23 protein-coding genes are annotated in these 26,177 nt (G+C 72.4%); 17 read left to right on the forward strand and 6 right to left on the reverse strand.

All coding sequences use genetic code 11. The features are described from left to right. Nucleotides 1–3: 3 nt before the first annotated feature. Nucleotides 4–714 carry a L,D-transpeptidase family protein gene (locus ACZ7FF_RS35560; RefSeq protein WP_470817693.1) on the reverse strand — a complete coding sequence of 237 codons (711 nt, stop codon included), beginning with the start codon at nucleotides 712–714 and terminating at the stop codon, nucleotides 4–6. 3 nt (nucleotides 715–717) lie between these two features. Continuing rightward, nucleotides 718–1,305 carry a pyridoxamine 5'-phosphate oxidase family protein gene (locus tag ACZ7FF_RS35565; RefSeq protein ID WP_470817694.1) on the reverse strand — a complete coding sequence of 196 codons (588 nt, stop codon included), beginning with the start codon at nucleotides 1,303–1,305 and terminating at the stop codon, nucleotides 718–720. A 149-nt stretch (nucleotides 1,306–1,454) separates the two neighbouring features. On the opposite strand from ACZ7FF_RS35565, the gene ACZ7FF_RS35570 reads away from it, so the two are divergent. The 5 genes from ACZ7FF_RS35570 (at nucleotide 1,455) to ACZ7FF_RS35590 (ending at nucleotide 7,486) form a co-directional block, all read left to right on the forward strand. Continuing rightward, entirely contained in the window at nucleotides 1,455–2,648 is a 1,194-nt protein-coding gene (locus ACZ7FF_RS35570; protein ID WP_470817696.1) for an argininosuccinate synthase, read from the forward strand. A gap of 129 nt (nucleotides 2,649–2,777) precedes the next feature. After that, the gene (gene argH, locus ACZ7FF_RS35575; protein WP_470817697.1) at nucleotides 2,778–4,211 is read left to right on the forward strand and encodes an argininosuccinate lyase; all 1,434 of its coding nucleotides are present in this window, start codon (nucleotides 2,778–2,780) and stop codon (nucleotides 4,209–4,211) included. 92 nt (nucleotides 4,212–4,303) lie between these two features. Beyond that, nucleotides 4,304–5,275, forward strand: a complete 972-nt coding sequence (locus ACZ7FF_RS35580) for an aldo/keto reductase (protein WP_470817699.1) — start codon at nucleotides 4,304–4,306, stop codon at nucleotides 5,273–5,275. An 83-nt stretch (nucleotides 5,276–5,358) separates the two neighbouring features. Further along, nucleotides 5,359–5,907, forward strand: coding sequence for a TetR/AcrR family transcriptional regulator (locus tag ACZ7FF_RS35585; RefSeq protein WP_470817700.1), 549 nt, complete (start codon nucleotides 5,359–5,361; stop codon nucleotides 5,905–5,907). 46 nt (nucleotides 5,908–5,953) lie between these two features. Continuing rightward, nucleotides 5,954–7,486, forward strand: coding sequence for an MFS transporter (locus ACZ7FF_RS35590; RefSeq protein ID WP_470817702.1), 1,533 nt, complete (start codon nucleotides 5,954–5,956; stop codon nucleotides 7,484–7,486). A 41-nt stretch (nucleotides 7,487–7,527) separates the two neighbouring features. Here ACZ7FF_RS35590 and ACZ7FF_RS35595 read toward each other — a convergent pair whose 3' ends face one another. Further along, a complete protein-coding gene (locus ACZ7FF_RS35595; RefSeq protein WP_470817704.1) occupies nucleotides 7,528–9,153 on the reverse strand; it encodes a multicopper oxidase family protein in 1,626 nt (541 codons plus the stop codon). 123 nt (nucleotides 9,154–9,276) lie between these two features. Beyond that, nucleotides 9,277–9,948: a lysophospholipid acyltransferase family protein gene (locus tag ACZ7FF_RS35600; protein ID WP_470817706.1), complete on the reverse strand. Its 672-nt coding sequence runs from the start codon at nucleotides 9,946–9,948 to the stop codon at nucleotides 9,277–9,279. Between the two features lie 365 nt (nucleotides 9,949–10,313). On the opposite strand from ACZ7FF_RS35600, the gene ACZ7FF_RS35605 reads away from it, so the two are divergent. The 3 genes from ACZ7FF_RS35605 to ACZ7FF_RS35615 all read left to right on the forward strand — a co-directional run bounded on the left by ACZ7FF_RS35605 (nucleotide 10,314) and on the right by ACZ7FF_RS35615 (nucleotide 12,633). Next, entirely contained in the window at nucleotides 10,314–11,489 is a 1,176-nt protein-coding gene (locus tag ACZ7FF_RS35605) for a glycerophosphodiester phosphodiesterase (protein ID WP_470817708.1), read from the forward strand. A 94-nt stretch (nucleotides 11,490–11,583) separates the two neighbouring features. Then, nucleotides 11,584–12,090, forward strand: a complete 507-nt coding sequence (locus tag ACZ7FF_RS35610) for an RNA polymerase sigma factor (RefSeq protein ID WP_470817709.1) — start codon at nucleotides 11,584–11,586, stop codon at nucleotides 12,088–12,090. Between the two features lie 45 nt (nucleotides 12,091–12,135). Continuing rightward, on the forward strand, nucleotides 12,136–12,633 hold the full coding sequence (locus ACZ7FF_RS35615; RefSeq protein ID WP_470817768.1) for a GNAT family N-acetyltransferase: 498 nt from the start codon (nucleotides 12,136–12,138) through the stop codon (nucleotides 12,631–12,633). Here ACZ7FF_RS35615 and ACZ7FF_RS35620 read toward each other — a convergent pair. Together ACZ7FF_RS35620 and ACZ7FF_RS35625 are read right to left on the reverse strand one after the other, a co-directional pair. Then, nucleotides 12,623–13,042, reverse strand: a complete 420-nt coding sequence (locus tag ACZ7FF_RS35620) for a hypothetical protein (RefSeq protein WP_470817710.1) — start codon at nucleotides 13,040–13,042, stop codon at nucleotides 12,623–12,625. The genes ACZ7FF_RS35615 and ACZ7FF_RS35620 overlap by 11 nt on opposite strands. A 1-nt stretch (nucleotide 13,043) precedes the next feature. After that, on the reverse strand, nucleotides 13,044–13,403 hold the full coding sequence (locus ACZ7FF_RS35625) for a hypothetical protein (protein WP_470817712.1): 360 nt from the start codon (nucleotides 13,401–13,403) through the stop codon (nucleotides 13,044–13,046). Between the two features lie 69 nt (nucleotides 13,404–13,472). Between ACZ7FF_RS35625 and ACZ7FF_RS35630 the strand changes: the two genes are divergently transcribed. The 9 genes from ACZ7FF_RS35630 to ACZ7FF_RS35670 all read left to right on the forward strand — a co-directional run bounded on the left by ACZ7FF_RS35630 (nucleotide 13,473) and on the right by ACZ7FF_RS35670 (nucleotide 26,162). Then, complete coding sequence (locus ACZ7FF_RS35630) at nucleotides 13,473–14,123, forward strand: HAD family hydrolase (protein WP_470817713.1); 651 nt, start codon at nucleotides 13,473–13,475, stop codon at nucleotides 14,121–14,123. Between the two features lie 398 nt (nucleotides 14,124–14,521). Continuing rightward, nucleotides 14,522–15,556, forward strand: coding sequence for a methionine ABC transporter ATP-binding protein (locus ACZ7FF_RS35635; protein WP_470817714.1), 1,035 nt, complete (start codon nucleotides 14,522–14,524; stop codon nucleotides 15,554–15,556). After that, nucleotides 15,553–16,290, forward strand: coding sequence for a methionine ABC transporter permease (locus tag ACZ7FF_RS35640; RefSeq protein WP_470817716.1), 738 nt, complete (start codon nucleotides 15,553–15,555; stop codon nucleotides 16,288–16,290). The genes ACZ7FF_RS35635 and ACZ7FF_RS35640 overlap by 4 nt, the downstream gene beginning before the upstream one ends. A 99-nt stretch (nucleotides 16,291–16,389) precedes the next feature. Next, entirely contained in the window at nucleotides 16,390–17,220 is an 831-nt protein-coding gene (locus ACZ7FF_RS35645) for a MetQ/NlpA family ABC transporter substrate-binding protein (protein ID WP_470817718.1), read from the forward strand. Between the two features lie 202 nt (nucleotides 17,221–17,422). Further along, nucleotides 17,423–18,061, forward strand: coding sequence for a GNAT family N-acetyltransferase (locus ACZ7FF_RS35650; protein ID WP_470817720.1), 639 nt, complete (start codon nucleotides 17,423–17,425; stop codon nucleotides 18,059–18,061). A gap of 115 nt (nucleotides 18,062–18,176) precedes the next feature. Next, complete coding sequence (gene cbiE, locus ACZ7FF_RS35655; protein WP_470817722.1) at nucleotides 18,177–19,388, forward strand: precorrin-6y C5,15-methyltransferase (decarboxylating) subunit CbiE; 1,212 nt, start codon at nucleotides 18,177–18,179, stop codon at nucleotides 19,386–19,388. 340 nt (nucleotides 19,389–19,728) lie between these two features. Then, complete coding sequence (gene cobT / locus ACZ7FF_RS35660) at nucleotides 19,729–23,856, forward strand: nicotinate-nucleotide--dimethylbenzimidazole phosphoribosyltransferase (protein ID WP_470817724.1); 4,128 nt, start codon at nucleotides 19,729–19,731, stop codon at nucleotides 23,854–23,856. Nucleotides 23,857–24,037: 181 nt separating this feature from the next. Further along, on the forward strand, nucleotides 24,038–25,270 hold the full coding sequence (gene cobA, locus ACZ7FF_RS35665) for a uroporphyrinogen-III C-methyltransferase (RefSeq protein WP_470817725.1): 1,233 nt from the start codon (nucleotides 24,038–24,040) through the stop codon (nucleotides 25,268–25,270). Nucleotides 25,271–25,343: 73 nt separating this feature from the next. Beyond that, nucleotides 25,344–26,162, forward strand: coding sequence for a TrmH family RNA methyltransferase (locus ACZ7FF_RS35670; protein ID WP_470817727.1), 819 nt, complete (start codon nucleotides 25,344–25,346; stop codon nucleotides 26,160–26,162). Nucleotides 26,163–26,177: the final 15 nt, after the last annotated feature.

Below are 26,177 nucleotides of genomic sequence, written 5' to 3' on the forward strand. Positions count from 1 at the left end.
GGCTCAGTACCGGGTGACGGCGGTGACCCCGTCGTCCGTGCCGATGGCGATGTGCGGCTTCTTCCCGGGATCCGCCCACCGCAGGAGCCGCAGCATGGCGTCCTCGGGCACGGAGACACAACCGGCCGTGGCGGCAAGCCCGTTCACATGGAGGAAGATCCCGGCGCCGCGCCCCCGCACCGGCCGGTCGTAGTTGAAGCCGATGACGAGGCCGTACGCGTACTGGGCGCTGTAGGTGATCAGGTGCTCGGACTCGGTGGCACGGCAGTCGGCCGGAAGGGGGTCGGTCCAGCGGTTGTACGCGGTGGAGTCGTTGTCCTGGCACCACCAGGAACTCTCCCGCACGGGGCGGTAGGCGACCTTCGTCCCGGCCGGCGCCGCCTTGATCCCGAAGGCGAACGGAAGGGCGTAGAGCCCGGTCGGGGTGGTGTTCGTGCCCTGCTTGCGCGAGCCGCCCTCGGCGAGCCCGTTCGCCCCGAAGCGGGCCGGCGCGGACCCGGCCTGCACCCACTGCCCGTCCCGCAGGTCCCACCAGGTGAGCGTGCCCGAGGTCGAGCCGGTGCCCGGTGCCTGCGCGGTGATCAGCTGGCCGCCCCCGCCCGTGTCCGCCATCCGCGCGGGCAGCGGCGCCGGCGCGGGCCCGGCGGCCGGCGAGGCGCCGAGCAGGGCGAGCGAGGAGACGGAGACGAGGGCGAGGACGGCAGCGGGGCGCATGGCTCAGACGCTAGAGGGCGGGAGCGGCAACGGCAGCCCGGGTAGTCCGTCCAGGCTCGTCGCGACGTGTTCCTTCTTCTCGAAGTACACGCTCAGCGAGGCGTCGTCCTCCCGTCCGAAGCGCTTTCCGTGCAGGTCGCGGTCCTCCTCGTAGGCCATGTAGGGGACGGCGTACCCGCAGGTGTCGCGCACCAGTTCGGCGCGTACGACGATGACCGCCCGCAGGCCGTGGGTGCCCGGGTCGATGTCCGGGAAGTGGGCGAGCAGCCGCCCGAAGCGCGGGTCGTCGCGGAAGACCGGCTCGCCCCGGCCGTGCACGCGCACGATGTTCGGCGGGCCCTGGAAGGCGCACCACATCAGCGTGATGCGCCCGTTCTCCCGCAGGTGCGCGATGGTCTCCGCGTTGGAACCGGCGAAGTCCAGGTAGGCGACGGTGAGTTCGTCGAGGACCGCCCAGGATCCCTTGAGGCCCTTGGGGGAGAGGTTGACCGTGCCCTCGCCGGAGAGCGGGGCGGTCGCCGTGAAGAAGAGGGGCTGCTCCTCGATGAAGGTGCGGAGCCTGCCCTCGATGCGCTCATAGGTCTTTCCCATGTCTAACGATTATCGACGGAACTAGTTCGTCCGTCTAACGATTTGCCGTTTCCCGAGGCGCCGTACCCCTCCCGGCCCCGGAGATTGACGAATCATGCAGAGTTCTGCATACTCATGCATGTCAGCGAATGCACTGTGAGGAGAAACCCGTGACCGAGCGCGTCGTACTCGCCTACTCAGGCGGTCTGGACACCTCCGTCGCCATCGGCTGGATCGCCGAGGAGACGGGCGCCGAGGTCATCGCCGTTGCGGTCGACGTCGGCCAGGGCGGCGAGGACCTGGACGTCATCCGCAAGCGCGCGCTCGCCTGCGGTGCCGTCGAGGCCGAGGTCGCCGACGCCAAGGACGAGTTCGCCGACGAGTACTGCCTCCCGGCGATCAAGGCCAACGCCCTCTACATGGACCGCTACCCGCTGGTCTCCGCCCTCTCCCGGCCGACGATCGTCAAGCACCTCGTCGCCGCCGCCCAGAAGCACGGCGCCACCACCGTCGCCCACGGCTGCACCGGCAAGGGCAACGACCAGGTCCGCTTCGAGGCCGGCATCGTCGCCCTCGCCCCCGACCTGAAGTGCATCGCCCCGGTCCGCGACTACGCGATGACCCGGGACAAGGCGATCGCCTTCTGCGAGGCGAAGCAGCTCCCGATCGCCACCACCAAGAAGTCCCCGTACTCCATCGACCAGAACGTCTTCGGGCGCGCCGTCGAGACGGGCTTCCTGGAGGACATCTGGAACGCCCCGATCGAGGACATCTACGAGTACACCTCCAACCCCGCCACCCCGCGCGAGGCCGACGAGGTGATCATCACCTTCAAGGAGGGCGTCCCGGTCGGCATCGACGGCCGTCCCGTCACCGTCCTGCAGGCCATTCAGCAGCTCAACGAGCGCGCCGGCGCCCAGGGCATCGGCCGGATCGACATGGTCGAGGACCGCCTCGTCGGCATCAAGTCCCGCGAGGTGTACGAGGCCCCCGGCGCGATCGCCCTGATCACCGCCCACCAGGAGCTGGAGAACGTCACCGTCGAGCGCGAGCTGGCCCGTTACAAGCGGCAGGTCGAGCAGCGCTGGGGCGAGCTGGTCTACGACGGCCAGTGGTTCTCCCCGCTCAAGCGCGCCCTGGACGGCTTCATCGACGAGGCCAACCAGCACGTCTCCGGCGACGTCCGGATGACCCTGCACGGCGGCCGCGCCGTCGTCACCGGCCGGCGCTCGGAGTCGTCCCTGTACGACTTCAACCTCGCCACCTACGACACCGGCGACACCTTCGACCAGGCCGCGGCCAAGGGCTTCATCGACATCTACAGCCTGTCGTCGAAGATCGCCGCCAAGCGGGACCTGGCGTAACCCCGGCCGGTCACACGCGCGGGTCCACCTCACACGCATCCGCCTGACAACCGCCTCCCCGCCTGGAAGGGTGGGGAGGCGGCGGCACATCAAGAGCCTGCACATCCACAGCTTCGAGGAGCAACGCAAGTGAGCAGCAACAGCGGTGACGTACGGCTCTGGGGCGGCCGGTTCGCCGACGGCCCCGCCGAGGCCCTGGCGAAGCTGTCCGCGTCCGTCCACTTCGACTGGCGGCTCGCGCCCTACGACATCGCCGGTTCGCGTGCCCACGCGCGCGTGCTGCACAAGGCGGGCCTGCTCACCGAGGACGAGCTGAACCGCATGATCGCCGGACTCGACCGGCTGGAGGCCGACGTCGCCGACGGCTCCTTCGTCGGCACCATCGCCGACGAGGACGTCCACACCGCCCTGGAGCGCGGCCTGCTGGAGCGGCTCGGCCCCGACCTCGGCGGCAAGCTGCGTGCCGGCCGCTCCAGGAACGACCAGGTCGCGACCCTCTTCCGGATGTACCTGCGGGACCACGCCCGGATCATCGGCGGCCTCGTCGCCGAGCTCCAGGACGCCCTGATCGGCCTGGCCGAGGCCCACCCGGGCGTGGCGATGCCCGGCCGCACCCACCTCCAGCATGCCCAGCCGGTGCTCTTCGCCCACCACGTCCTCGCCCATGTGCAGGCCCTGTCCCGGGACGCCGAGCGGCTGCGCCAGTGGGACGAGCGCACGGCGGTGTCGCCGTACGGCTCGGGCGCCCTCGCGGGCTCCTCGCTGGGCCTCGACCCGGAGGCGGTCGCCCAGGACCTCGGCTTCGAGCGCGGCAGCGTCGGCAACTCGATCGACGGCACGGCCTCCCGGGACTTCGTCGCCGAGTTCGCCTTCATCACCGCGATGACCGGCGTGAACCTCTCCCGGATCGCCGAGGAGATCATCATCTGGAACACGAAGGAGTTCTCCTTCGTCACCCTGCACGACGCGTTCTCCACCGGCTCGTCGATCATGCCGCAGAAGAAGAACCCGGACATCGCCGAGCTGGCCCGCGGCAAGTCCGGTCGCCTGATCGGCAATCTGACGGGCCTGCTGGCCACGCTGAAGGCCCTGCCCCTCGCGTACAACCGCGACCTTCAGGAGGACAAGGAGCCGGTCTTCGACTCCTGCGACCAGCTGGAGGTGCTGCTCCCGGCCTTCACCGGCATGATCGCCACCCTCACGGTCCACCGCGAGCGCATGGAGGAGCTGGCCCCGGCCGGGTTCTCGCTCGCCACCGACATCGCCGAGTGGCTGGTCAAGCAGGGCGTGCCGTTCCGTGTGGCGCACGAGGTCGCGGGGGAGTGCGTGAAGGTCGCCGAGGCCGAGGGCAAGGAGCTGGACGGCCTCACGGACGAGCAGTTCGCCAAGATCTCCGCGCATCTCACCCGCGAGGTGCGCACGGTCCTCAACGTGCCCGGCGCCCTGGCCTCCCGCGACGGCCGCGGCGGCACGGCCCCGAGCGCCGTCGCCGTCCAGCTGACGGAACTGAAGGCGGACGTGGCGGCCCAGCACGAGTGGGCGTCGGCCCGGAAGCAGGGCTGAGCGCAGCGCCGCCCGGCTTTTGGGCGGACCCCGAGGGCATCGCGGGTTACGTTGGTCGCAAGCTGCACGGAGCCGACCGAACGGAACCAGCGATGCCCTTCTCCCGCCTCGCCACCGCCACCACCCCCACCTGCCACATCGGCCTGGGTCTGGCCGCCGTCGGACGCCCCGGCTACATCAACCTCGGCCGGGACCGGGACCTCGGGGAGAACCGCAGTGCCGACGCGCTCCGCGAGCGGACCCATGAACTCCTGGACGCCGCCTACGCGCAGGGTGTCCGCTATTTCGACGTGGCCCGCTCCTACGGCCGTTCGGAGGAGTTCCTCGCCGACTGGCTGAACGCGCGCCCGGACCTCGATGACGTGGTCGTCGGCAGCAAGTGGGGCTACACGTACACCGCCGGCTGGTCCACCGACGCCGAGCAGCACGAGGTCAAGGACCACGGCCTCGCCACCTACGAGCGGCAGCGCGCCGAGTCCGACGCCCTGCTCGGGGAGCGGCTCGATCTCTACCAGATCCACTCGGTGACCCCGGACAGCCCGGCGCTCACCGACAAGGAACTGCACGCCAGGCTGGCCGAGGCCGCCGCGGGCGGGCTGACGGTCGGCTTCTCCACCAGCGGCCCCGCCCAGGCCGACGCGATCCGCGCCGCGCTCGCGGTGACGGTCGACGGCGAGCCCCTCTTCCGTACCGTCCAGTCGACGTTCAACGCGCTGGAGACCTCGGCGGGGCCCGCCCTCGCCGAGGCGCACGACGCCGGGCTGACCGTGATCGTCAAGGAGGGCATGGCCAACGGCCGGCTCGCCGAGCCGCACGCCCCCGACGCCCTGAAGGCCGTGGCCGCCGAGGCCGGGCTCGGCTGCGACGCCGTGGCCCTCGCGGTCGTCCTGCGCCAGCCGTGGGCCGGGGTCGTCCTCTCCGGCGCGGCCACCGTGACCCAGTTGGTCTCCAACCTGCACGCGCCCGTCGTCGACCTCGACGTGGACCAGCTGACCCGCCTCGCCACCCTCAAGGAGGACCCGCGCGCCTACTGGGAGCGGCGCGGACAGCTGCCCTGGCACTGACGGACACCTCCGCCGACCAGCGCCTATGAGTCACACATGCCCATGATGAGACATTAGTGTCTCACATGGGCTATGCTTGTCTCATGGCCTTGGATCGTGACCACGTGCTGCGCAGCGCCGCGGCCCTGCTGACCCGCAAGTCCACCGCGACCATGGACGAGGTCGCCAAGGCCGCCGGGATCAGCCGGGCCACGCTGCACCGCCACTTCGCCGGGCGCGACGCGCTCGTCCGGGCCCTGGAGGCGCTCGGCATCGCCGAGTGCGAGGCCGCGCTGGAGGCGGCGCGGCTGGACGAGGGCCCGGCCTCGGAGGTCGTCCACCGCCTGGTCCGCGCCATCGAGCCCGCGGCCGGCCTGCTCGCCTTCCTCTACACCGAGAACCAGCTCTTCGAGGGCGAGCAGCAGAACGAGGGCTGGACCCGGATAGACGAACGCCTCACCGCACTCTTCCGGCGCGGCCAGGAGAGCGGCGAGTTCCGCATCGACCTGACCCCCGCCTGGCTCACCGAGGCGCTGTACGGCCTGCTGGCCTCCGGTGCCTGGGCGGTGGCCGAGGGCCGGGTCGCCGCTAAGGACTTCACCTACATGATCGTCGAGCTGCTGCTCGGCGGCGCACGACGCACCCAGGCGTGACGACATCCAGGTCTGACGACATCCACGCGTGACGAAGAGAGGAATCATGACCAGCACCCTGCAGCCGGCTCGCGCGGCGGAGACGGAGAGGCGCCCGGGCCGCTGGCTCGCGCTGTCCGTCCTCGTCCTGGCCGTGCTGCTGGTGGCCGTCGACGCCACCGTCCTCGGCCTGGCGACCCCCTACATCAGCGAAGACCTCGACCCCTCGGGCACCCAGCTCCTGTGGATCGGTGACGTCTACTCCTTCGTCATCGCCGGCCTGCTGGTCTCCATGGGCAGCCTCGGCGACCGCATCGGCCGCAAGCGGATCCTGCTCTGCGGCGCGACGGCGTTCGGCGCGATATCCGTGCTCAACGCCTACGCGACCACGCCCGAGTTGATGATCCTGGCGCGGGCGCTGCTCGGCGTCGCCGGCGCGACCCTGATGCCGGCGACCCTCGCCCTGATCCGCAACCTCTTCCACGACCCGCGCGAGCGCAGCCTCGCCGTCGGCATCTGGGGCGCCACCGCCTCGGCCGGCACGGCCGTCGGCCCCATCACGGGCGGCTTCCTGCTGGAGCACTTCTGGTGGGGCTCGGTCTTCCTGATCAACCTGCCGGTGATGGTCGTCCTCGTGCTGGTCGGCATCCGCACGCTGCCCGAGTCCCGGAACCCGAGTCCCGGTCCGTGGGACCTGCTCAGTGTCGTGCTGTCGCTCGTCGGCATGATCGGCGTCGTCTACTCCGTCAAGGAGGCCGCCACCCACGGGCTCACCTGGCCGACGCTCGCCGCCGGGCTGCTGGGGGCCGGTGCCCTGTCCGGCTTCGTCCGCCGTCAGCTGACCATGCCGTCCCCGCTGCTCGACATGCGCCTGTTCAGGCGCCGGGGGTTCAGCGGAGCCGTGCTCGCCGACCTGCTGACCGTCCTCGGCATGTCCGGCCTGGTGTTCTTCCTGTCCCAGTACCTGCAACTCGTCCAGGGCAGGCGCCCGTTCGAGGCGGGTCTCGCCGAACTGCCCGCCGCGGTCGGCGCCGTGGCGGCCGGCCTGGTCGCGGGACGCGCGGCCCGTCGCTTCTCGGTCCGCGCGGTGGTATCGGGCGGTCTCGCCGCCGTCGGCCTGGCCCTCGCCGCGCTGACGATGCTCGGCAGGACCACCGGATATCCGGTGCTGGGCGCCGCCCTCCTGGTCGTGGGCGTCGGCGCGGGTCTCTCCTTCACGGTGACCGCGGACGTGATCCTGTCCAGCGTGCCCAAGGACGAGGCCGGGGCCGCCTCCGCGGTCTCCGAGACGGCGTACGAACTGGGCGCGGCCCTGGGCATCGCCCTCCTCGGCACCATCGTGACCGGCGTCTACCGCGGCTTCACGGGCCCGGCCGGCACCCCGCCGGCGGCCCACGAGTCCCTGGGCGCCGCGGTGGAGGCATCGGCCCACATGCCCTCGCACAGCGCGGACGCCCTGCTCGGCGCGGCCCGCGACTCCTTCGTCCACGGACTCCAGCTGGCCTCGGGGGCGGGAGCGGCGGTCCTGCTGGGAACCGCGCTGGCGGCCTGGTTCCTGCTGCGGGGACAGCGGCTGGAGAACCCTGAGCACGCCGAGTGAGCGGGCCCGCCCCCTGTCCGGGGGGCGGGCCGGGCGGGGCGTCACTTCTTGTAGCCGAGCACGGTCATCATCCCGCTCTCCGAGTGGTACTGGTTGTGGCAGTGCAGCATCCACAGGCCGGGGTTGTCCGCGTCGAAGTCGAGCACCAGCTTGCGGTGCGGCAGCACCATCGCGGTGTCCTTGCGGGCGCCCACCGAGTCCAGCCCGGTGAGCGCGAACGTGTGCCCGTGCAGGTGCATCGGGTGCCACATGTCGGTGGCGTTGATGAGGGTGAGCCGTACCCGCTCGCCGGAGTGCACCTCGTGCCGCTGGCGCACGGAGTACGCCTGGTGGTCGAAGCCCCAGTCGAACTTCTTCATGCCGCCGGTGATGCGGATGCGCATCTGGCGGTCGATCTTGCGCTGGGGCAGGGCCACGGAGTCGTCCGGCTGCAGCCGCCGCGCCAGGACGATCTCGCCGTCCAGCTCGTCCGGGCGCACATCCGGCGCCGGAAGGTTTCTGCCCTTGTCGGTGCGGAGCACGGCGAGCGCGCCGCCCTTCTTGCCCTCGGCGAGGGCGACGAGCGGGAAGAAGCCGTCCTCGGCGGTGACGAGGACGTCGTACCGCTCGGCCATGCCGACGAGCAGGGCGTCGGTGTCCTTGTGCTGCACGGGATAGCCGTCGGTGTGCGTGACGGTCATGGTGTGGCCGCCGAGCGCGACCCGGAACGCGGTCTCCGAACCCGCGTTGATGATGCGCAGCCGGATGCGCTCGCCCTTGCGGCAGCGGAACACCGAGGGGGCGGTGGGCAGGCGGCCGTTGGCGAGGTAGTACGGGTAGTCGACGCTGCCGCCCTCGCCGTGGAGCATGCGGCTGTGGGAGTCGCGCAGCACCCGTGAGGGGCCCGTCGGCTTCCTCGACGGCGACGCCTTCGCGCGGGCCGACCTGCTCGGGCTCGGGTGGGTGTGCTCGGGACCCATGGCCATGCCGCCCATGTCCGCGTCGCCCGCGCCCGGTTTGAGCTGTTCGAGCACCTTGTCGGGCGTGGAGCCGCCCACGCCGTCGAGCCAGTCGTCGAGCACGACGATCCACTCCCGGTCGTAGTGGAGCGGCTCCTTGGGGTCGTCCACGATGAGCGGCGCGTACAGCGCGCGGTCGGGCTGCATCCCGACGTGCGAGTGGAGCAGGTAGGTGCCCGGATGCTTCACGGTGAACCGGTAGACGAAGTCGTTCCCGGACTGGATGGGCCGCTGGGTCAGGTCCGGGACGCCGTCCATGTCGCAGCGCAGCCGCACCCCGTGGGAGTGCAGCGTCGTGGTGTCGCGCAACCGGTTGGCGAGCGTCAGGTCGAGCACGTCGCCGGCGGTGACGCGGACCAGCGGGCCCGGCACCGCCTCGTTGTACGCCCAGGTCCGGACGGTCCGCCCGCCCAGGTCCAGCCTGGCCTCGGCGGCGGTGAACCGGTACGTGCGCACCCGGCCGGCCCCGCGTCTGCGCTCGGCGGCGAGCACCTGCGGGTCCGACGGGTTGACGTACCCCCGGGGCCCCGGCGGAACGAAGATTCCCTCGGTGCGCGCGCCGTGGGGGCCGGAGCGGGGCTCGGAGCCGGAGCTGCAGGCCTCCAGGAGGCCCGCACCGGCGGCTGCGATGGAAGCACGGAGCAGGGTTCGCCGCGAAGGTGTATCCATGTCTGAATAAGACATGTTGTGTGCTCATATGTGCGGGAGGCTAGGCGGAGCGTCCCGTGTGTCGAGGGCAGATTCCACCGGCAGGCGGACGGCGGCGGGCCGCGCCCGCCACCGGGGGGCGTCCTAGGCGGCCTTCGCCTTCGTGGCGTACATGTCCACGTACTCCTGGCCCGACAGCCGCATGACCTCGGCCATCACGGAGTCCGTCACCGCCCGCAGCACATAACGGTCGCGGTCCATGCCCTCGTACCGGGAGAACTCCATGGCCTCGCCGAACCGGACGGTGACCTTGCCGGGCCGCGGGATGCCCCGGCCGCCGGGCTGCAGCTTGTCGGTGCCGATCATGGCGAAGGGGACGACCGGGGCGCCGGTCATCAGGGTCAGCCGCGCGATGCCGGTGCGCCCCCGGTACAGCCGGCCGTCGGGCGAGCGGGTGCCCTCGGGGTAGATCCCGAAGATCCGCCCCTCCTCCAGGATCCGCCGCCCGGTCATCAGCGCGGCCACCCCGCCGTTCGCGCCGTCCCGGTCCACCGGGACCATGCCGACGCCGGTGAAGAACCAGGCCATCAGCCGGCCCTTGACGCCCTTGCCCGTGACGTACTCGTCCTTGCCGATGAAGTGCACCTGACGCTTCGTGACGACGGGCAGCACGATCGAGTCGATGAACGTGAGGTGGTTGCCCGCCAGGATCACCGGACCGTCCCCGGGGATGTGCTCCACGCCCTCCACCTGTGGGCGGAACATCAGACGCATGATCGGTCCGAGCACTGCCTTGATGAGCGCGAAGCGGGACAACGGGTCCTCCGATGTCGAGGGAACGATATGTGTCTGTGCAGGTGAGGACATTACTCGCGGGTCCGTGGGAAGCGCACATCGGGCTGGGCCGGTTCACCGAGGTCTTACGAAGTGTTGACGTGCGTTTACCTGCGGTGACGTCCCGGGGCGCCGTGTGACGCGCCTGCGGCGATGTGACGGAGATCGCGCGGACCCCTCACCCGTACGGTTACCCGGACCAAGCCCGCCAATGCCGACGGACCGTCACCACTCGCCGCACACCGGCCACACCACGTCACCCGGGTGTTCGGTCCGGGGCCTCCCGGCCGTCATGTGCGTGCACCTACGATCGGCCGCACCCCAGGCAAAGGCGGCAGGAGGCGCTCATGGGAAGTGACCGGGCGAACGAACAGACGCAGGGAACGGGACGGCGGGCACTGCTCGGCGCCGCGGTGCTCGGCGCGGGCGGAGCGGTCCTCGGACTGCCCGGCACGGCCCGAGCCACCGGGGCCCGCACAGCCGGGCGCGCCGGGCGCGGCCTGAAGAGCCTGCCGGTGCCGACGATCATCGGCCACCGGGGAGCGAGCGGATACCGCCCCGAGCACACCTTCGGCTCGTACGAACTGGCCCTGGACCTGGGCGCCGACGTGGTCGAGGCGGGTGACCTGGTGCCCACCAGGGACGGTCATCTCGTCTGCCGGCACGAGCCGGAGATCGGCGGCACCACGGACGTCGCCGACCACCCCGGGTTCGCGGACCGGAGGACCACCAAGATCGTGGACGGGGTCCCCACCACCGGCTGGTTCACCGAGGACTTCACGCTCGCCGAGCTGAAGACGCTCCGCGCGATCGAGCGCATCCCGGCCAACCGGCCGCACAACACCCTCTACGACGGCCGCTGGGAGATCCCGACCTTCGAAGAGGTCCTCAGATGGCAGGACGAGCAGACCCGCAGGCGCGGCAGGCAGGTCTGGATCTACCCGGAGACCAAGCACCCCACCTACTTCCGCAAGCTGGGCCTCGGCCTGGAGGAGCGGGTGGCCAAGCTGCTGCAGAAGTACGGCAAGGACGGCCGCAACTCCCCGGTGATCCTGCAGTCGTTCGAGCCCGGCAGCATCCAGCGGCTCAACCGGCTCGTCGACAACCCCCTCGTCGTCCTGCTCTCCACGGCCGACAGCCGGCCCTACGACTTCGTCGAGGCGGGCGACCCGCGCACGGTCGCCGACCTGATCACGCCCCGCGGCCTGCGGGAGATCGCCGGCTACGCGCAGGGCATCGGCCCCACCCTGGACCTCGTCATCCCCAAGAACGCGGACGGGACCCTGGCCGAGCCCACCACGCTGGTCTCCGACGCGCACCGGGTGGGCCTGGTGCTGCACCCCTACACCATGCGCAACGAGAACCCCTTCCTGCCGGCTGAGTACCGCAAGGGCGGCGCGGCCGACGGCTACGGCGACCCCTTCGGCGCCTTCCGGACGTACTTCGCGACCGGCATCGACGGCGTGTTCACCGACAACGCCGACACCGGCGTCCTCGCCCGGGCCGACTTCCTGGGCGGCTGAGCCCGGCGTCAACCCGCGCCCGCGGGCGCACCCGTTCGGGCTGACTGTGCGCCGCCCCGGAAACCCGGGCCCGGGGCGGCGCGTCGTTCCGCATATGACGCACGACCTGGTAGCCGCCCTGCATCCGCTGCTCACCGCCGAGGCCTCGGCTGAGGCATATGCCAACGGGGGTGAGCCGGCCGACCTGGAACAGGCCGTCTGGCTGCGTCTGCTGGAGCGGCTGCGGACCGACGGGCCGCCGCCGGACCCCCAGCGCTGGCTGCGCGGCGCCGTCCGTGCCGAGGCGCGCCGCAGCCGCCGCACCACCCGGCTGGAGCGGCCGTACGACGCCGAGCCGGCCGACGACCTCGGCGCCGGTCCCGAACAGCACGTCCTCGCGGCCGCCCGGTACCGCGCCCTGCGCGACGCGGTCCGCCGGCTGCCCGGCCGCTGTCCCCGGCTCATCGAGGCCCTGCTCTCCCCGAAGGACCTCACATACCGGGAGATCGCGGGGGAGTTGGGTATCTCACAGGGCAGTCTCGGCCCGGAACGCTCCAGATGTCTGGGATGTCTGCGGCGATTGCTCACGCCGGAGGTTGCTTCCCTCGAAGCGCGGGGATAGGAGTGGGGAACGACAGGTGATCAGGTGAGCGGGAGGCATGCGCACATGGGCATGAGCGTGACCATCTCGGTGGCGACCGAACGGGACGCGGAGCAGATCTTCAGGCTCCAGTACCTGTGCTTCCAGGGCGAGGCGGCGCTGTACGGCAACTACCGCATCGACCCGCTCGTCCAGACCCTGGACTCCGTCCGTCAGGAGGTCGCCTCCGACTGCGTGTTCGTCGCGCGGCTCGGCGAGGAGGTGGTCGGCTCCGTCCGCGGCAAGGTGACCGAGGACGGCGCGGCCGCCATCGGCAAGCTCTGCGTCCACCCGCGCCTGCAGGGGCACGGCATCGGCGCGCGGCTGCTGCGCGCGGCGGAGGCGGCGCTGTCGCAGGAGCGGGGCGCCACCACGTTCCGCCTCCACACCGGTCACCGCAGCGAGGGCAACCTGCGCCTGTACCGCCGCTCCGGCTACGAGACCGTGGGCCGGTCCACCGGCGCGGACGGAGTGGAGCTGATCATCCTGGAGAAGCGGGCGGGGGCCTACGCCACTACGGCGTGACGGTGCTCCGCGGCTTCCGCAGCCAGTACATCGCGGACAGGGGCAGCAGCACGGGGATGAAGACGTACCCCATGCCGTACTGCGACCACACGGTCGCGTCGGGGAAGGCGGAGGGCTCGACCAGGGTCCACGTGCCCACGATCAGCACACCCGCGAGCTCGGCGGCGCAGCACACCAGGGCCGCCCGCCGGGCCGTCTCCCCGCCGCGGACCAGCGTGTATGTGATGAATCCGTACACCACGCCGGCCACGGCCGACAGCACATAGGCGAGCGGCGCCCGCTCGAAGTCCGTCGCGATCTGGTACGCGGAGCGCGAGACCGCGCCGACCACCATCACGCCGTAGAACCAGACGAGCAGCAGGCCCGGCCCGCTGATCAGCCGGGTCGGCTTCTCCTCCACCGCCGTCATCTCAGCCTCCCCAGATGTCGAAGAGCCGCACCTCGAGCACGGCCAGCACCACGCCGCCCGCCGCGACCGTCACCGAACCCCAGCGGGTCCGCTCGGCCAGCGACATGAACCCGGCCGCCGGAACACACGCGAACGCGCCCAGCAGATAGGCCACGAAGATCGTCGTGCCCTGCTCCGCCTTCTCGCCCCGCGCCAGCTGCACGATGCCGACCACCAGCTGGACGACGGCCAGCAGCGACACCACGGCCATGCCGATGAAGTGCCAGTCCTTGGTCGGCTGATCACGGTAGGCGGCCCAGCCGCACCAGGCGGCGAGCAGCAGCGCGGCGACACCGGTCGCCAGCGTCAGGGCATTGAGCATGCGGTGACCTTATTACGGCGGAAATGGGCCACCGTCGCCGACCCCGCCGTACGCCGTAGGGTCTAGACCATGACGATCCACGCACACGCCCTCCTGTTCGACAACGACGGCACCCTCGTCTCCTCCCTCGACTCCGTCGAGCGCTGCTGGACCCGCTGGGCCCGGGAGTACGGGATCACGGCCGAGCAGTTCGGGCGCGTGGAGCTGCACGGGCGCACGGCGGTGGAGATAGTCGGCGACCTGCTGCCCGCCCGCCTCGTGCCCCAGGCCGTCGCGAGGGTCGAGCAACTGGAGGTGGAGGACGTGCCGAACGGGGGCGTGCGCCTGCTGCCCGGCACCCGGGACTTCCTGGACGCCCTGCCCGCCGACCGCTGGGCCGTGGTCACCTCCGCCACCGGCCGCCTCGCCGACGCCCGCCTCTCCGCTGTCGGCATCTCGCCGAAGGTCCTGGTCAGCGCGGACGACGTCACCCGAGGCAAGCCCGACCCCGAGCCCTATCTGCTCGCCGCCCGGCAGCTGGGCGTCGACCCGGCCCACTGCGTGGTCTTCGAGGACGCCCCCGCCGGGCTCCGGGCCGGCCGCGCGGCCGGCATGACCACGGTGGCGTTGGCCACAACCCACCGCGCCGAGGAGCTGGAGGCCGACCTCGTGGTGGAGAACCTGTCGGCCCTGTCGGCACTGGTCACCCACCGGGGCCTGGAGATCTCCGTTCGCGGCTGACGCGCGCGCCGGGGCTGTCCGCCACTGTCCACTATGCGGACGGCGGTGACCGGTCAGCAGCGCAGGTCTGCTTTACTGGCTCCCATGACCACGACGAGCTGCCGCATCCCTGCGACCGAGGCGACCACGACGCCCGGTGCTCGTTGTATGTGTCCGTGTCGAATGTGCGCCTTCTAGAGGGCCCCCGCACCACCTGAGCCTCGCGCCCCGAAGCGAGAGCCTTGGCCTGTCCGACGTCCGATTCCGGTCGTCCGTGACCCGAGGCCGCCCCACGCCACACGACGTTCTCCCCGGCCGACCGTTGTCCGGGAACCGTGCCGCGTCCCCCGCCAGAACGCACGAAACGCACCGTGCCCGGGCACACCCACGCCCGGACACTCGACAGTGACGGAAATCCTGTGATCACCACATCGGGCCTGACCAAGGTCTACCGCTCCCGTGGCCGTGAAGTCACCGCCCTCGACGGCGTCGATCTCCACGTCCGCGAAGGCGAGGTCTACGGCGTCATCGGCCAGTCCGGAGCCGGCAAGTCCTCCCTGATCCGCTGCGTCAACCTGCTGGAGCGCCCCACCTCCGGCACCGTGACCGTCGCCGGGCAGGACCTCACCGCCCTCGCCGGCCGGGGACAGCGCGCCGGGAAGGAACTGCGCCGGGCGCGCAGCCGGATCGGCATGGTCTTCCAGCACTTCAACCTGCTGTCCTCGCGGACCGTGCAGGACAACGTCGAGCTGCCGCTGGAGATCCTCGGCAAGTCGGGGAAGGAACGTTCCCGCAAGGCACTCGAACTGCTCGACCTGGTGGGCCTCGCCGACAAGGCCAAGGCCCACCCCGCCCAGCTCTCCGGCGGCCAGAAGCAGCGCGTCGGCATCGCCCGCGCCCTGGCCGGCGACCCCAAGGTGCTGCTCTCCGACGAGGCCACCAGCGCCCTCGACCCGGAGACCACCCGCTCCATCCTCCAGCTGCTGCGCGACCTGAACCGGCAACTGGGCCTGACCGTCCTGCTCATCACCCACGAGATGGACGTCGTGAAGTCGATCTGCGACTCCGCCGCCCTCATGGAGAACGGCCGGATCGTGGAGTCCGGCACGGTCAGCGAGCTGCTCGCCACCCCCGGCTCCGAACTGGCCGCCGCTCTCTTCCCGGTGAGCGGCGAGCGCACCGGCGCCGAGCGGACCGTCCTCGACGTGACCTTCCACGGCGAGGCCGCCACCCAGCCCGTCATCTCCCAGGTCTCACGCACCTACAACGTCGACATCTCCATCCTCGGCGCCGCCATCGACACCGTCGGCGGTCTCCAGATCGGCCGCATGCGCATCGAACTGCCCGGCCACTACGAGGACAACGTGGTGCCCATCGGCTTCCTGCGCGAACAGGGACTGCAGATCGACGTGCTGGGCCAGGAGGCCCTGCTGGTGAAGGAAGGTGCCAAGTGACCTGGTCCGAGATGCAGCCGCTGCTGTCGCAGGCGTGTTCCGAGACGTTCTCGATGGTCCTGTGGTCCACCCTCGTCGCCGTCGCCGTCGGCCTCCCCCTCGGCCTGCTCCTCGTCCTCACGGACCGGGGGGGCCTGCTGCAGAACGTCGTCGCCAACAAGGTGATCGGCCAGATCGTGAACATCGGCCGCTCCATGCCGTTCATCATCCTGATGGTCGCCCTGATGACCTTCACCCGCTGGGTCACCGGGACGACGATCGGCACGACCGCCGCGATCGTGCCGCTCGCCATCGGCGGCATCCCGTTCTTCGCCCGCCTGGTCGAGACGGCCGTCCGCGAAGTGGACAACGGTCTCGTGGAGGCCGTGCAGTCCATGGGCGGCAACACCTGGACGATCGTCCGCAAGGTGCTCGTCCCCGAGTCCCTGCCCTCGCTGATCGCCAGCACCACCACCACGGTCATCGCCCTCATCGGCTACTCCGCCATGGCCGGCACGGTCGGCGGCGGCGGCCTCGGCGACCTCGCCGTCCGCTACGGCTACCAGCGCTTCGAGACCGAGCTGATGTGGATCACCGTCGCGATCCTCGCGGTCGTGATCTCCCTCATCCAGTTCGCCGGCGACCTCGCGGCACGCTCCCTGCACAGCCGCGGCGGCCGCTCCGGCCCGGCGCCGAAGCTCCGCCTGCTCAAGGCCGGGGAACCCGCCGCCGCTGACGTCGGCAAGGCCGCCTGACGCTCCCCGGGCTCCCCGCCCACCACCCCTCGACGACGGCGCTTCGCGCCGCCAGCCCCGCTCACGGGGTCGCACCACCCATAAGGAAAGGCACTTTTCGTGCGTAACACCGCCAAGCTCACCACCGCCGTCCTCGCCGCCGGAGCCCTCACCTTCGGGCTGACCGCCTGCGGCTCCGGCAAGTCCTCCGGCTCCGCCGACTACAGCGGCCCGCTGGTCGTCGCCGCCAGCCCGACCCCGCACGCCGAGATCCTCGACTTCGTCAAGAAGAACCTGGCGAAGAAGGCGGGACTCGACCTGGAGGTCAAGGAGTTCACCGACTACATCACGCCGAACACGGCGACCGAGGACGGCTCGGTGGACGCCAACTACTTCCAGAACAAGCCGTACCTGGACGACTTCAACAAGAAGCGCGGCACGGACATCGTGCCCGTCGTCACGGTGCACCTGGAGCCGCTCGGCCTGTACTCCCACAAGGTCAAGAAGGCCGGCGCCCTCAAGAGCGGTGCGACCATCGCCGTCCCCAACGACGCCGTCAACGAGGCCCGCGCCCTGAAGCTGCTCGCCGACAACGGGCTCATCACCCTCAAGTCCGGCGTCGGCAACGAGGCCACCCCGCAGGACATCACCAAGAACCCCAAGCACCTCCAGTTCAAGGAGGTCGAGGCGGCCCAGACCCCGCGCTCCCTGGACGACGTGGACGCGGCGGTCGTCAACGGCAACTACGCCATCTCCTCGGGCCTCAAGCCCGCCAAGGACGCCATCGTTCTGGAGTCCGCGAAGAACAACCCCTACGGCAACTTCCTCGCGGTGAAGAAGGGCAACGAGAAGGACCCGCGGGTGAAGAAGCTCGCCAAGCTCCTCACCTCGCCCGAGGTCAAGAAGTTCATCGAGGACAAGTACCAGGGTTCGGTCATCCCCTCCTTCTGATCCTTATGACCCTCTGATCCTCCTGCTCCGAGGCCCACTGCACGTATACGGCGTTTCGTGACGCACGGGGTCCACTCCCTCACCGGGTGTGGACCCCGTTGTGCGGTTCACTGGTTTCATGCTGCATGCTGGGCAGTTCAGCAGGCCGGTGTCCCCGTCCTGCCGGTCTCTCGAGGTTTTTCCGAAGGTTACGGAGCGGCGCATGACTAGCACCTTCCCCAACATCTCCATCAGCACGGAGCGGTTGGTGCTGCGCCCCCTCGACGAGGACGATCTGCGCGCACTGGCCGAGATGATGAACGACGAGCAGATCGCCGCCTGCAGCGACGTGCCCCAGCCGTTCACCGAGGGCGACGCGCGGCACTGGATCACCGAGCGCGCGCCCGCCGAGCGCACCGTGGGCAACGGCCTGGACCTCGCCGTCACCGAGTTCCTCACCCAGCGCCTGGTCGGCGTCGTCCAGCTCACCAGGACGAACTGGAAGATCCGGGCCACCGAGCTGTCGTACGTCGTCGCGCCCTGGGCCCGCGGCGAGGGCTACGCCTCCGAGGCCGCCCTCGCCACCGCCCAATGGCTGTTCGGCGACCAGAAGTTCGAGCGCATCGAGATCCGCACGGCCGCCGACAACACCGCCGCCCAGCAGGTCGCCCAGAAGATCGGCTGCATCAGCGAGGGCGTCCTGCGCAACGCCTGCATAGTGCGCCACCGCGCCGAGGACGGCACGTGGACCGACGTGCGCACCGACTACATCGTGTGGAGCCTGCTGCCGGAGGACCTGGAAGGCGCGGACGACCAGCTCGCCGACACCGGTGGCTTCACCACCTACTCCGACTGGAACTGACCACCGGGGCCGACCGCGCCCCGCCGCGCGCCCGACAGTTCCACCAGGTACCCTCACGGAGCCTGCCCACAGGCCCGTACCCTGACGACCTGCGAAAACCTGGAGACACACGACGATGGCCGACCGGGTCACGGTGATCGGCTGGGACGGCTCGCCACTGACCGACGCGGCACGCTCCGCCCTCGGCGCCGCCACGCTCGTGGCGGGCGCGGCCCACCACCTGGCGCTGCCCGAGGTTCCGCCCGCCGCCGAGCGCATCCGCCTCGGCAGCCCCGCGCTCGCCGCCCGCCGCATCGCCGCCCACCGCGGCAGCGCCGTGGTGCTCGCCGACGGCGATCCCGGCTTCTTCGGCGTCGTACGCACTCTGCGCGCACCGGAGTTCGGCCTGGAGGTGGAGGTCGTCCCCGCCGTCTCCTCCGTGGCCGCCGCCTTCGCCCGGGCCGGCATGCCCTGGTCCGACGCCCAGGTGGTCGTCGCCCACCCGCGCACCCTGCGCCGCGCCGTGAACGTCTGCCGCGCCCACACCAAGGTGGCCGTCCTCACCGCACCGGGCGCCGGACCCGCCGAACTCGGCCTGCTCCTGGAGGGGGTCCACCGGACCTTCGTCATCTGCGAGGAACTGGGCACCGAACGCGAGCAGGTCAGCGTCGTCACCTCCGACAACGCCGCCGACCACACCTGGCGCGACCCCAACGTCGTCATCGTCATCGGCGGTCCGGCCGGTGCCGGGGAGGGCGGCGGCTGGATCGCCGGGCGCGACCCGGGCGCCGGCCCGCGCGGCTGGGTGCAGCCCGACGAGACCTACGGCCACGGCCTCGGGGAGGGCGAGACGGAACTGCTCCGCGCCGCCCAACTCGCCCGGCTCGGCCCCCGGGTCGGCGACCTCGTCTGGGACATCGGCTGCGGCAGCGGCGCGTTCGCCGCCGACGCCGCGCGCGCCGGGGCGGCCGTCATCGCCGTCGACCGCGACCCGGCGGCCTGCGCCCGCACCGAGGGGGTCGCGCGCCGCCTCGGTGTCCAGCTCCAGGTGGTGTCCGGCAGCGCCCCGCACGTCCTGGAGAACCTGCCCGAACCGGACGTCGTACGGGTCGGCGGCGGGGCAGCGGCCGTCGTCTCGGCGGTCGCCGACCGGCGCCCCCAGCGCATCGTCACGCACGCGGCGACCCGCGACGAGGCCGAACTCGTGGGCCGGGACCTGACCGAGCACGGATACCGCGTCGAGTGCGCCCTGCTCCAGTCCGTCGAGCTCGACACCCGCGCCTGGACCGAGACCGAGCGGAGCGTCGCGTTCCTGCTCAGCGGGGTTCTGCCCGATCGCGCCCCGTGATCCTGTTGTCGTACCGCGCGCGGTAGGCTGGCCGATCGTTGTACCGCACCGGGCGCCCGGAACTTCGTTCGCCAATGTCCGGAACGCACGCCCGGTTTGGGTGTGGTACGGCGGAACCCGAGGACGCGCAACGTGGCGTAGTCCACAGCGGGCTGTCGCGGATCATGCTGTCGCGACGGCGGAACGGCCGGGACAATGCCACTGAATGGCTTTGTCGCCTTTTCCGGCGGGTCGTTCGTGCCGCTGGGCACGGACGCTCGTTCTTCACTACGGGGCGGTCGGTGCGCCGTTCCGGGTGAGCTGGTCGTAGGAGCACTAACCGATTGGGCGAGGGGTACGCATGACCGACACCGGCCAGGTCCCGGGCGAGGGACAGCCGGAGAGCGCAGGCATGGTGGAGCAGCCGGGCGTCCCCGCGCACGGTTCGTACACCTACCTCTCCGAGGCTCCCGCCGAGGACGAAGACCTGCTGCTGCCGGGCGCCCAGGGCGCGTGGGGCAACGAAGTGCCGCCGCCCGCCCCGGAGCCGGTGGTCGAGGCCGTCCACGAGCCGGGCCCGCACGAGGCGTCGGGCCGCGACAGCGGCTCCGTCGACCTCAGCGGCGTCCGCCTTCCCGACCCGGCCCCGGCGTCCGTGCCGCCGTCGCCCGTCCTCGCCGCGCCGCAGGAGCCGCCGGCCGCCGCGCAGCCGCCGCGCCGACCCCTGCACCTCGGCCCGCCGATCCCGGACGCCTCCGCGAGCCCGGTGCGCTCCCTGGCCGACCGCGGCCCCGCGGGCGCCCCGGTGCGGCAGCCCGGTCCGGTTCCGGCCGGTCCCGAGTACCTCGACGGCCAGCCGCTGCGCGAGATGGCCCCGCAGAGCGCGGCCCCCTGGGGCGCCGTGCCCGCCGAGGCGGCCCCGGGCGTCGTTCCCGCCGCGGTGGCCGAGGTCGCCGCACAGGCACCGGCTGCCGAAACGGTTGACCCGGCCGTCGCCCCCGAGGCGGACGCCTCCGCCGAGCCGGTCGAGCAGTCCGGGGCCGCACAGGCCGCCGTGGCGCGTCTCGCCACCCAGGCGGCCGCGCAGGCACCGGCCCCCGCCCAGATGGTGCACGGCCACGACGGCGCGCAGCCCGCGCACGGTCACGACGGCGTGTACACGCCTTCCGCCGACCAGGGCCCCGAGAACGCCCCCGGCGCCCCGGACGTCCCCGGCGCACCGGCCGACGCCACGGCCGCCGTGAACGGCGGCCTCGTCGCGGACCACGCGCCCGTGGCCCAGCCCGGGCAGCAGGCCGACGGCGCGGAGAACGCCGCGGCCGCGCGGACCGGGGAGCCCGCCGACGCGCCCGAGATCCCCGATGCCGCGGAGCCCGCGCCGGTCGCGGCCTCCCCGGCCGCCGCCGTCGCACCGGACGAGGCCACGGTGCCGGACGAGGTCGTGGTGCCGGTGGTCGCTCCTGAGGCCGACCCGGCCACCGGGCAGGTTCTGGCGGAGCACGCCCAGGAGACGGAGACGGCCGGTCAGGAGGCTTCGGGCGAGGCCCTGTTCGCCCAGGGGCCCGTGGGCGGACAGGTCACGGACGGCCCCGCCCCGCTGGTCGAGGGTGCGCAGCCCGCCGACGCGGCGCAGGCACCGGCGGTCGCCGAGGCAGCCACCGCTGCGGCGGAGGTTGCGCCGGAGGCCGTCGCCCCCGTGCCGCACACCGACGTGCCGGCCGCCGACGGGCAGCCCGCCGCCGTCGCGGTCGAGGCCGCGCCCGTCACCGACGCCGCCCAGGCGCCCGAACCGGTCCCCGCCCAGGCACCCGCGCCGGAGTCCGTCGCCGTGGCCCCCGCACCGGAGGCCGGGGTGGGCGAGGTGCCCGCGCCGGACCTCTACCAGGCCCAGGGTCCGCAGCTGGCCGAACCCGTGGCCCCCGAGGCCGAGGCCGCGGTCGGCGTGCCGCAGCAGCTCCAGCAGCCGGAGCACCCGCAGGTCCTGCTCCAGCCCCATCAGTCGGCCCTGGACGCCCTCCAGCAGGCCGCTCCCGCCGCCGGGCCGGTTCCGGCCGGCGACGACGTCGTACTCGGCGCTCCCCAGATCCAGCCCGTCGAGGACACGCCCGCACCGGCCGCCGTCGAGGTCACCGGCACACCGGCCACCGGCACGCCCGTTCCGGTCGCCGCGGAGGTCCCGGTCCCCGCCGAGCAGGCCGTGCATCCCGAGTCCGTCCCGGCCGACGCCGTGGCGCATCCGGAGTCCGTTCCGGCCGACGCCGTCGTACAGCCGGAGTCCGCCGCGCCCACGGAGGTCGCGGAGGCAGAGGAGGCGGCGGAGGTCACCGAGCAACCGCAGCCCCTGCCCGCCGAGGCCGTCGCGCAGCCGGAGATTCCCGCGCAGGCGGTGCGCACCGGTTCCGGTGAGACGCTGCCCACCAACGTGCCGCTGGAGCCCCACCCGGAGCAGCCGCTCGGGCAGTTCGTGCCCGTGGACGGCCAGGTGCCGACCACCCCGCACCTGGCGCCGACCCCGCCGTACCCCCTCGTCCTGCCCGCGCAGGCGCTGGACCCCCAGGGCCCGCAGGAGCCGCACGGCGTCCAGGAGCCGGTGGCCACGGTGCCCGCGCCCCGCGAGGCCGAGGCGGTCGCCGCACCGGCCGCGCCGGACGCCGAGCCCGCACCCGATGTCGTACAGCACGCGGAGGACCTGCAGACCAGGGCCGCCGACCAGGAAGAGAGCACGGCCGCAGTGGCAGAAGCACGACAGCCCGCCGGCCCGGCCGCGCCCGGCTACGACGACGCCGAGCGCGAGGCCGTCCTGAAGGTGATGCGCGAGCGCCGCGACATCCGCAACGGCTTCCGGGGCGACCCCATCCCGCACGAGGTGCTGCTCCGCGTCCTGGAGGCCGCCCACACGGCGCCCTCCGTCGGCCACTCGCAGCCCTGGGACTTCGTGGTCATCCGGTCCGCCGACACCCGGCGCGCCATGCACGAACTGGCCATGCGCCAGCGTGACGCCTACGCGAAGTCGCTGCCCAAGGGCCGGGCGAAGCAGTTCAAGGAACTGAAGATCGAGGCCATCCTCGACACCCCGGTCAACATCGTCGTCACCGCCGACCCCACCCGCGGCGGCCGGCACACCCTGGGCCGCCACACCCAGCCGCAGATGGCGCCGTACTCCGCCGCGCTCGCGGTCGAGAACCTCTGGCTCGCCGCCCGCGCCGAAGGCCTCGGCGTCGGCTGGGTCAGCTTCTTCGACGAGCGCGAGATGGTCCGCGCCCTCGGCCTGCCCGAGCACCTGGAGGTCATCGCCTACCTGTGCGTCGGGTACGTCGACGAATTCCCCGACGAGCCCGAGCTGATGCAGGCCGGCTGGTCCAAGCGGCGCCCCCTGTCCTGGGTGGTGCACGAGGAGACGTACGGCCGCCGCGCCCTGCCCGGAGAGGAACCCCACGACCTGCTTGCCGAGACCGTCGCACAGATCCGCCCGCTCGACGCCAAGGCCCTCGGCGAGGCCTGGGAGCGCCAGAAGCGCATGACCAAGCCGGCCGGCGCGCTCGGCATGCTGGAGATCATCTCCGCGCAGCTGTCCGGGCTGTCCCGGCAGTGCCCGCCGCCGATCCCGGAGCCCGCCGCGGTCGCGATCTTCGCGGGCGACCACGGCGTCCACGCCCAGGGCGTCACCCCGTGGCCGCAGGAGGTCACCGCCCAGATGGTGGCCAACTTCCTCGGCGGGGGAGCGGTCTGCAACGCCTTCGCCAACCAGGTCGGCGCCGAGGTGTGCGTCGTGGACGTCGGCGTCGCCTCCGACCTGCCCGCCACCCCCGGCCTGCTGCCCCGCAAGATCCGCGGCGGCACCTCCGACATGACCACCGGCCCCGCGATGACCCGCGAGGAGGCCAAGGCGGCCATCGAGGTCGGCATCGAGACCGCCCGCGACCTGGTGGCGGCCGGCAACAAGGCGCTGCTCACGGGTGAGATGGGCATCGCCAACACCACGGCGTCCGCGGCGCTTATCTCCGTCTTCACCGGCGCCGACCCGGCCGAGGTGACCGGCCGCGGCACGGGCATCAACGACGAGACGCTGGCCCGCAAGACCGACGTGGTCCGCCGCGCCCTGGAGTTCCACCAGCCGGACCCGGCCGACCCCATCGGCGTCCTGGCCGCGATCGGCGGCTTCGAGCACGCGGCGATGGTGGGCCTGCTGCTGGGTGGCGCCTCCCTGCGCACCCCGGTGATCCTGGACGGCGTCAGCGCCGGTGCCGCGGCCCTCGTCGCGCGCGCCATCGCCCCCGAGGTGCTCGCGGCCTGCATCGCCGGCCACCGCAGCGCCGAGCCGGGGCACGTGGCGGCCCTCAACAAGCTGGGCCTGCGCCCCCTGGTCGACCTCGACCTCCGCCTCGGCGAGGGCACCGGCGCACTCCTGGCCCTGCCGCTGGTGCAGAGCACGGCCAGAGCGATGCACGAGGTGGCCACGTTCGACTCGGCGGGCGTCACGGAGAAGTAGGCGCCGGGGGCATCGGCGCCGCACCGGCACCGTGGGTGGTCGTGCGCACCGTCGGGTGGGCGCGACCACCCGGCGGCGTGCACCCGGCCACCCGTCTCAGCCCGCGACCACCCGCCCCGTCCGCACCGACGCCCACGTAAAATCCGCACGTCAGGGCCACCACAACGCCCCCGGAGGAGCCATGGCCGAACACCCCGCCTACCCCGTAGGCCTCCGCCTCTCCGGCCGCCGTGTGGTCGTCGTCGGCGGCGGCCAGGTGGCCCAGCGCCGTCTCCCGGCGCTGATCGCGGCCGGCGCGGAGGTCGTGCTCGTGTCCCCCGGGGCGACCCCCTCGGTGGAGGCCATGGCGGACGCGGGCGAGATCACCTGGGTCAGGCGTCCGTACCAGGACGGCGACCTCGCCGAGGCCTGGTACGCCCTCATCGCCACCAGCGACGCCGAGGCCAACATCGCCGCCTCCGCCGAGGCCGAGCGCCACCGGGTCTGGTGCGTCCGCTCCGACGACGCCGACCGGGCCACCGCGTGGACCCCGGCCACCGGCACCAGCGCGGGCGTCACGGTCGCCGTCCTCACCACCGAGGCGCGTGGCCGCGACCCCCGCCACACGGCGGCCATCCGCGACGCGGTCGTCGAGGGGCTGCGCGACGGCACCCTCGTCGCCCCGCACCACCGCACCCGCACCCCCGGCGTCGCCCTCGTCGGCGGCGGCCCCGGCGACCCGGATCTGATCACGGTCCGCGGCCGCCGGCTCCTCGCCGAGGCGGACGTCGTCATCGCCGACCGGCTCGGCCCGCGCGACCTGCTCGCCGAACTCCCGCCGCACGTCGAGGTGATCGACGCGGCGAAGATCCCGTACGGGCGCTACATGGCCCAGGAGGCCATCAACAACGCGCTGATCGAGCACGCCAAGCAGGGCAAGTCGGTCGTCCGGCTCAAGGGCGGCGACCCGTTCGTCTTCGGCCGCGGCATGGAGGAGGTCCAGGCGCTCGCCGAGGCCGGCATCCCCTGCACGGTCGTCCCGGGCATCTCCAGCTCGATCTCGGTGCCGGGCGCCGCCGGCATCCCGGTCACCCACCGGGGCGTCGCACACGAGTTCACCGTCGTCAGCGGCCATGTCGCGCCCGACGACGAGCGCTCGCTGGTCGACTGGCCCTCGCTGGCGAAGCTCACCGGCACGCTCGTGGTCCTGATGGGCGTCGACAAGATCGGGAAGATCGCCGACACGCTCGTCGCACACGGCAGGCCGCCCGCGACCCCGGTCGCCCTGGTGCAGGAGGGCACGACGGCCGCACAGCGCCGCGTCGACGCCACCCTCGCCACGGTCGCCGAGACCGTGCGCGCCGAGGACGTGCGGCCCCCTGCCGTCATCGTCATCGGCGAGGTCGTGAAGGCAGGCCCCGAGCCCACCCCTTGATCACGCGTAACCCGGGGTAACGCACCCGTACCCAGCCGTTGGCACCACACCCAGGACAAGGCAGTATCACCCTGTGGCCGATCTCATCACCGTCGAGGATCCCGACGACCCCCGCCTGCGTGACTACACGGGCCTGACCGACGTCGACCTGCGCCGCAAGCGCGAGCCGGCCGAGGGCCTGTTCATCGCCGAGGGCGAGAAGGTCATCCGCAGGGCCAAGGAAGCCGGCTACGAGATGCGCTCCATGCTGCTCTCGGCCAAGTGGCTCGACGTCATGCGCGACGTCATCGACGAACTCCCGGCCCCGGTGTACGCCGTCACCCCGGAGCTCGCCGAGCGGGTCACGGGCTACCACGTCCACCGCGGCGCCCTGGCCTCCATGCAGCGCAAGCCGCTGCCGACCGCCACCGAACTGCTGCGCTCCGCCCGCCGGGTGGTGGTCATGGAGTCCGTCAACGACCACACCAACATCGGCGCCATCTTCCGCTCGGCTGCGGCCCTCGGCATGGACGCGGTGCTGCTGTCGCCCGACTGCGCCGACCCGCTGTACCGGCGGAGCGTCAAGGTCTCGATGGGGGCGGTGTTCTCGGTGCCGTACGCCCGCCTGGACACCTGGCCCAAGGGTCTTGAGCAGGTCCGCGAGGCCGGCTTCACCCTCCTCGCACTCACCCCGGACGAGAAGGCACGCACCCTGGACGAGGCCGCCCCGCACCGGATGGACCGGGTGGCGCTCATGCTCGGCGCCGAGGGTGACGGGCTGTCCACCCAGGCCCTGGTCGCCGCCGACGAATGGGTGCGCATCCCGATGTCCCACGGCGTCGACTCGCTCAACGTGGGCGCGGCCGCCGCGGTCGCCTTCTACGCCGTCGCCGGAGGCCGGCCCCAGCCCTGAACCCCGGAGGGGCTC

The organism is Streptomyces sp. NPDC037126 (assembly GCF_055605965.1).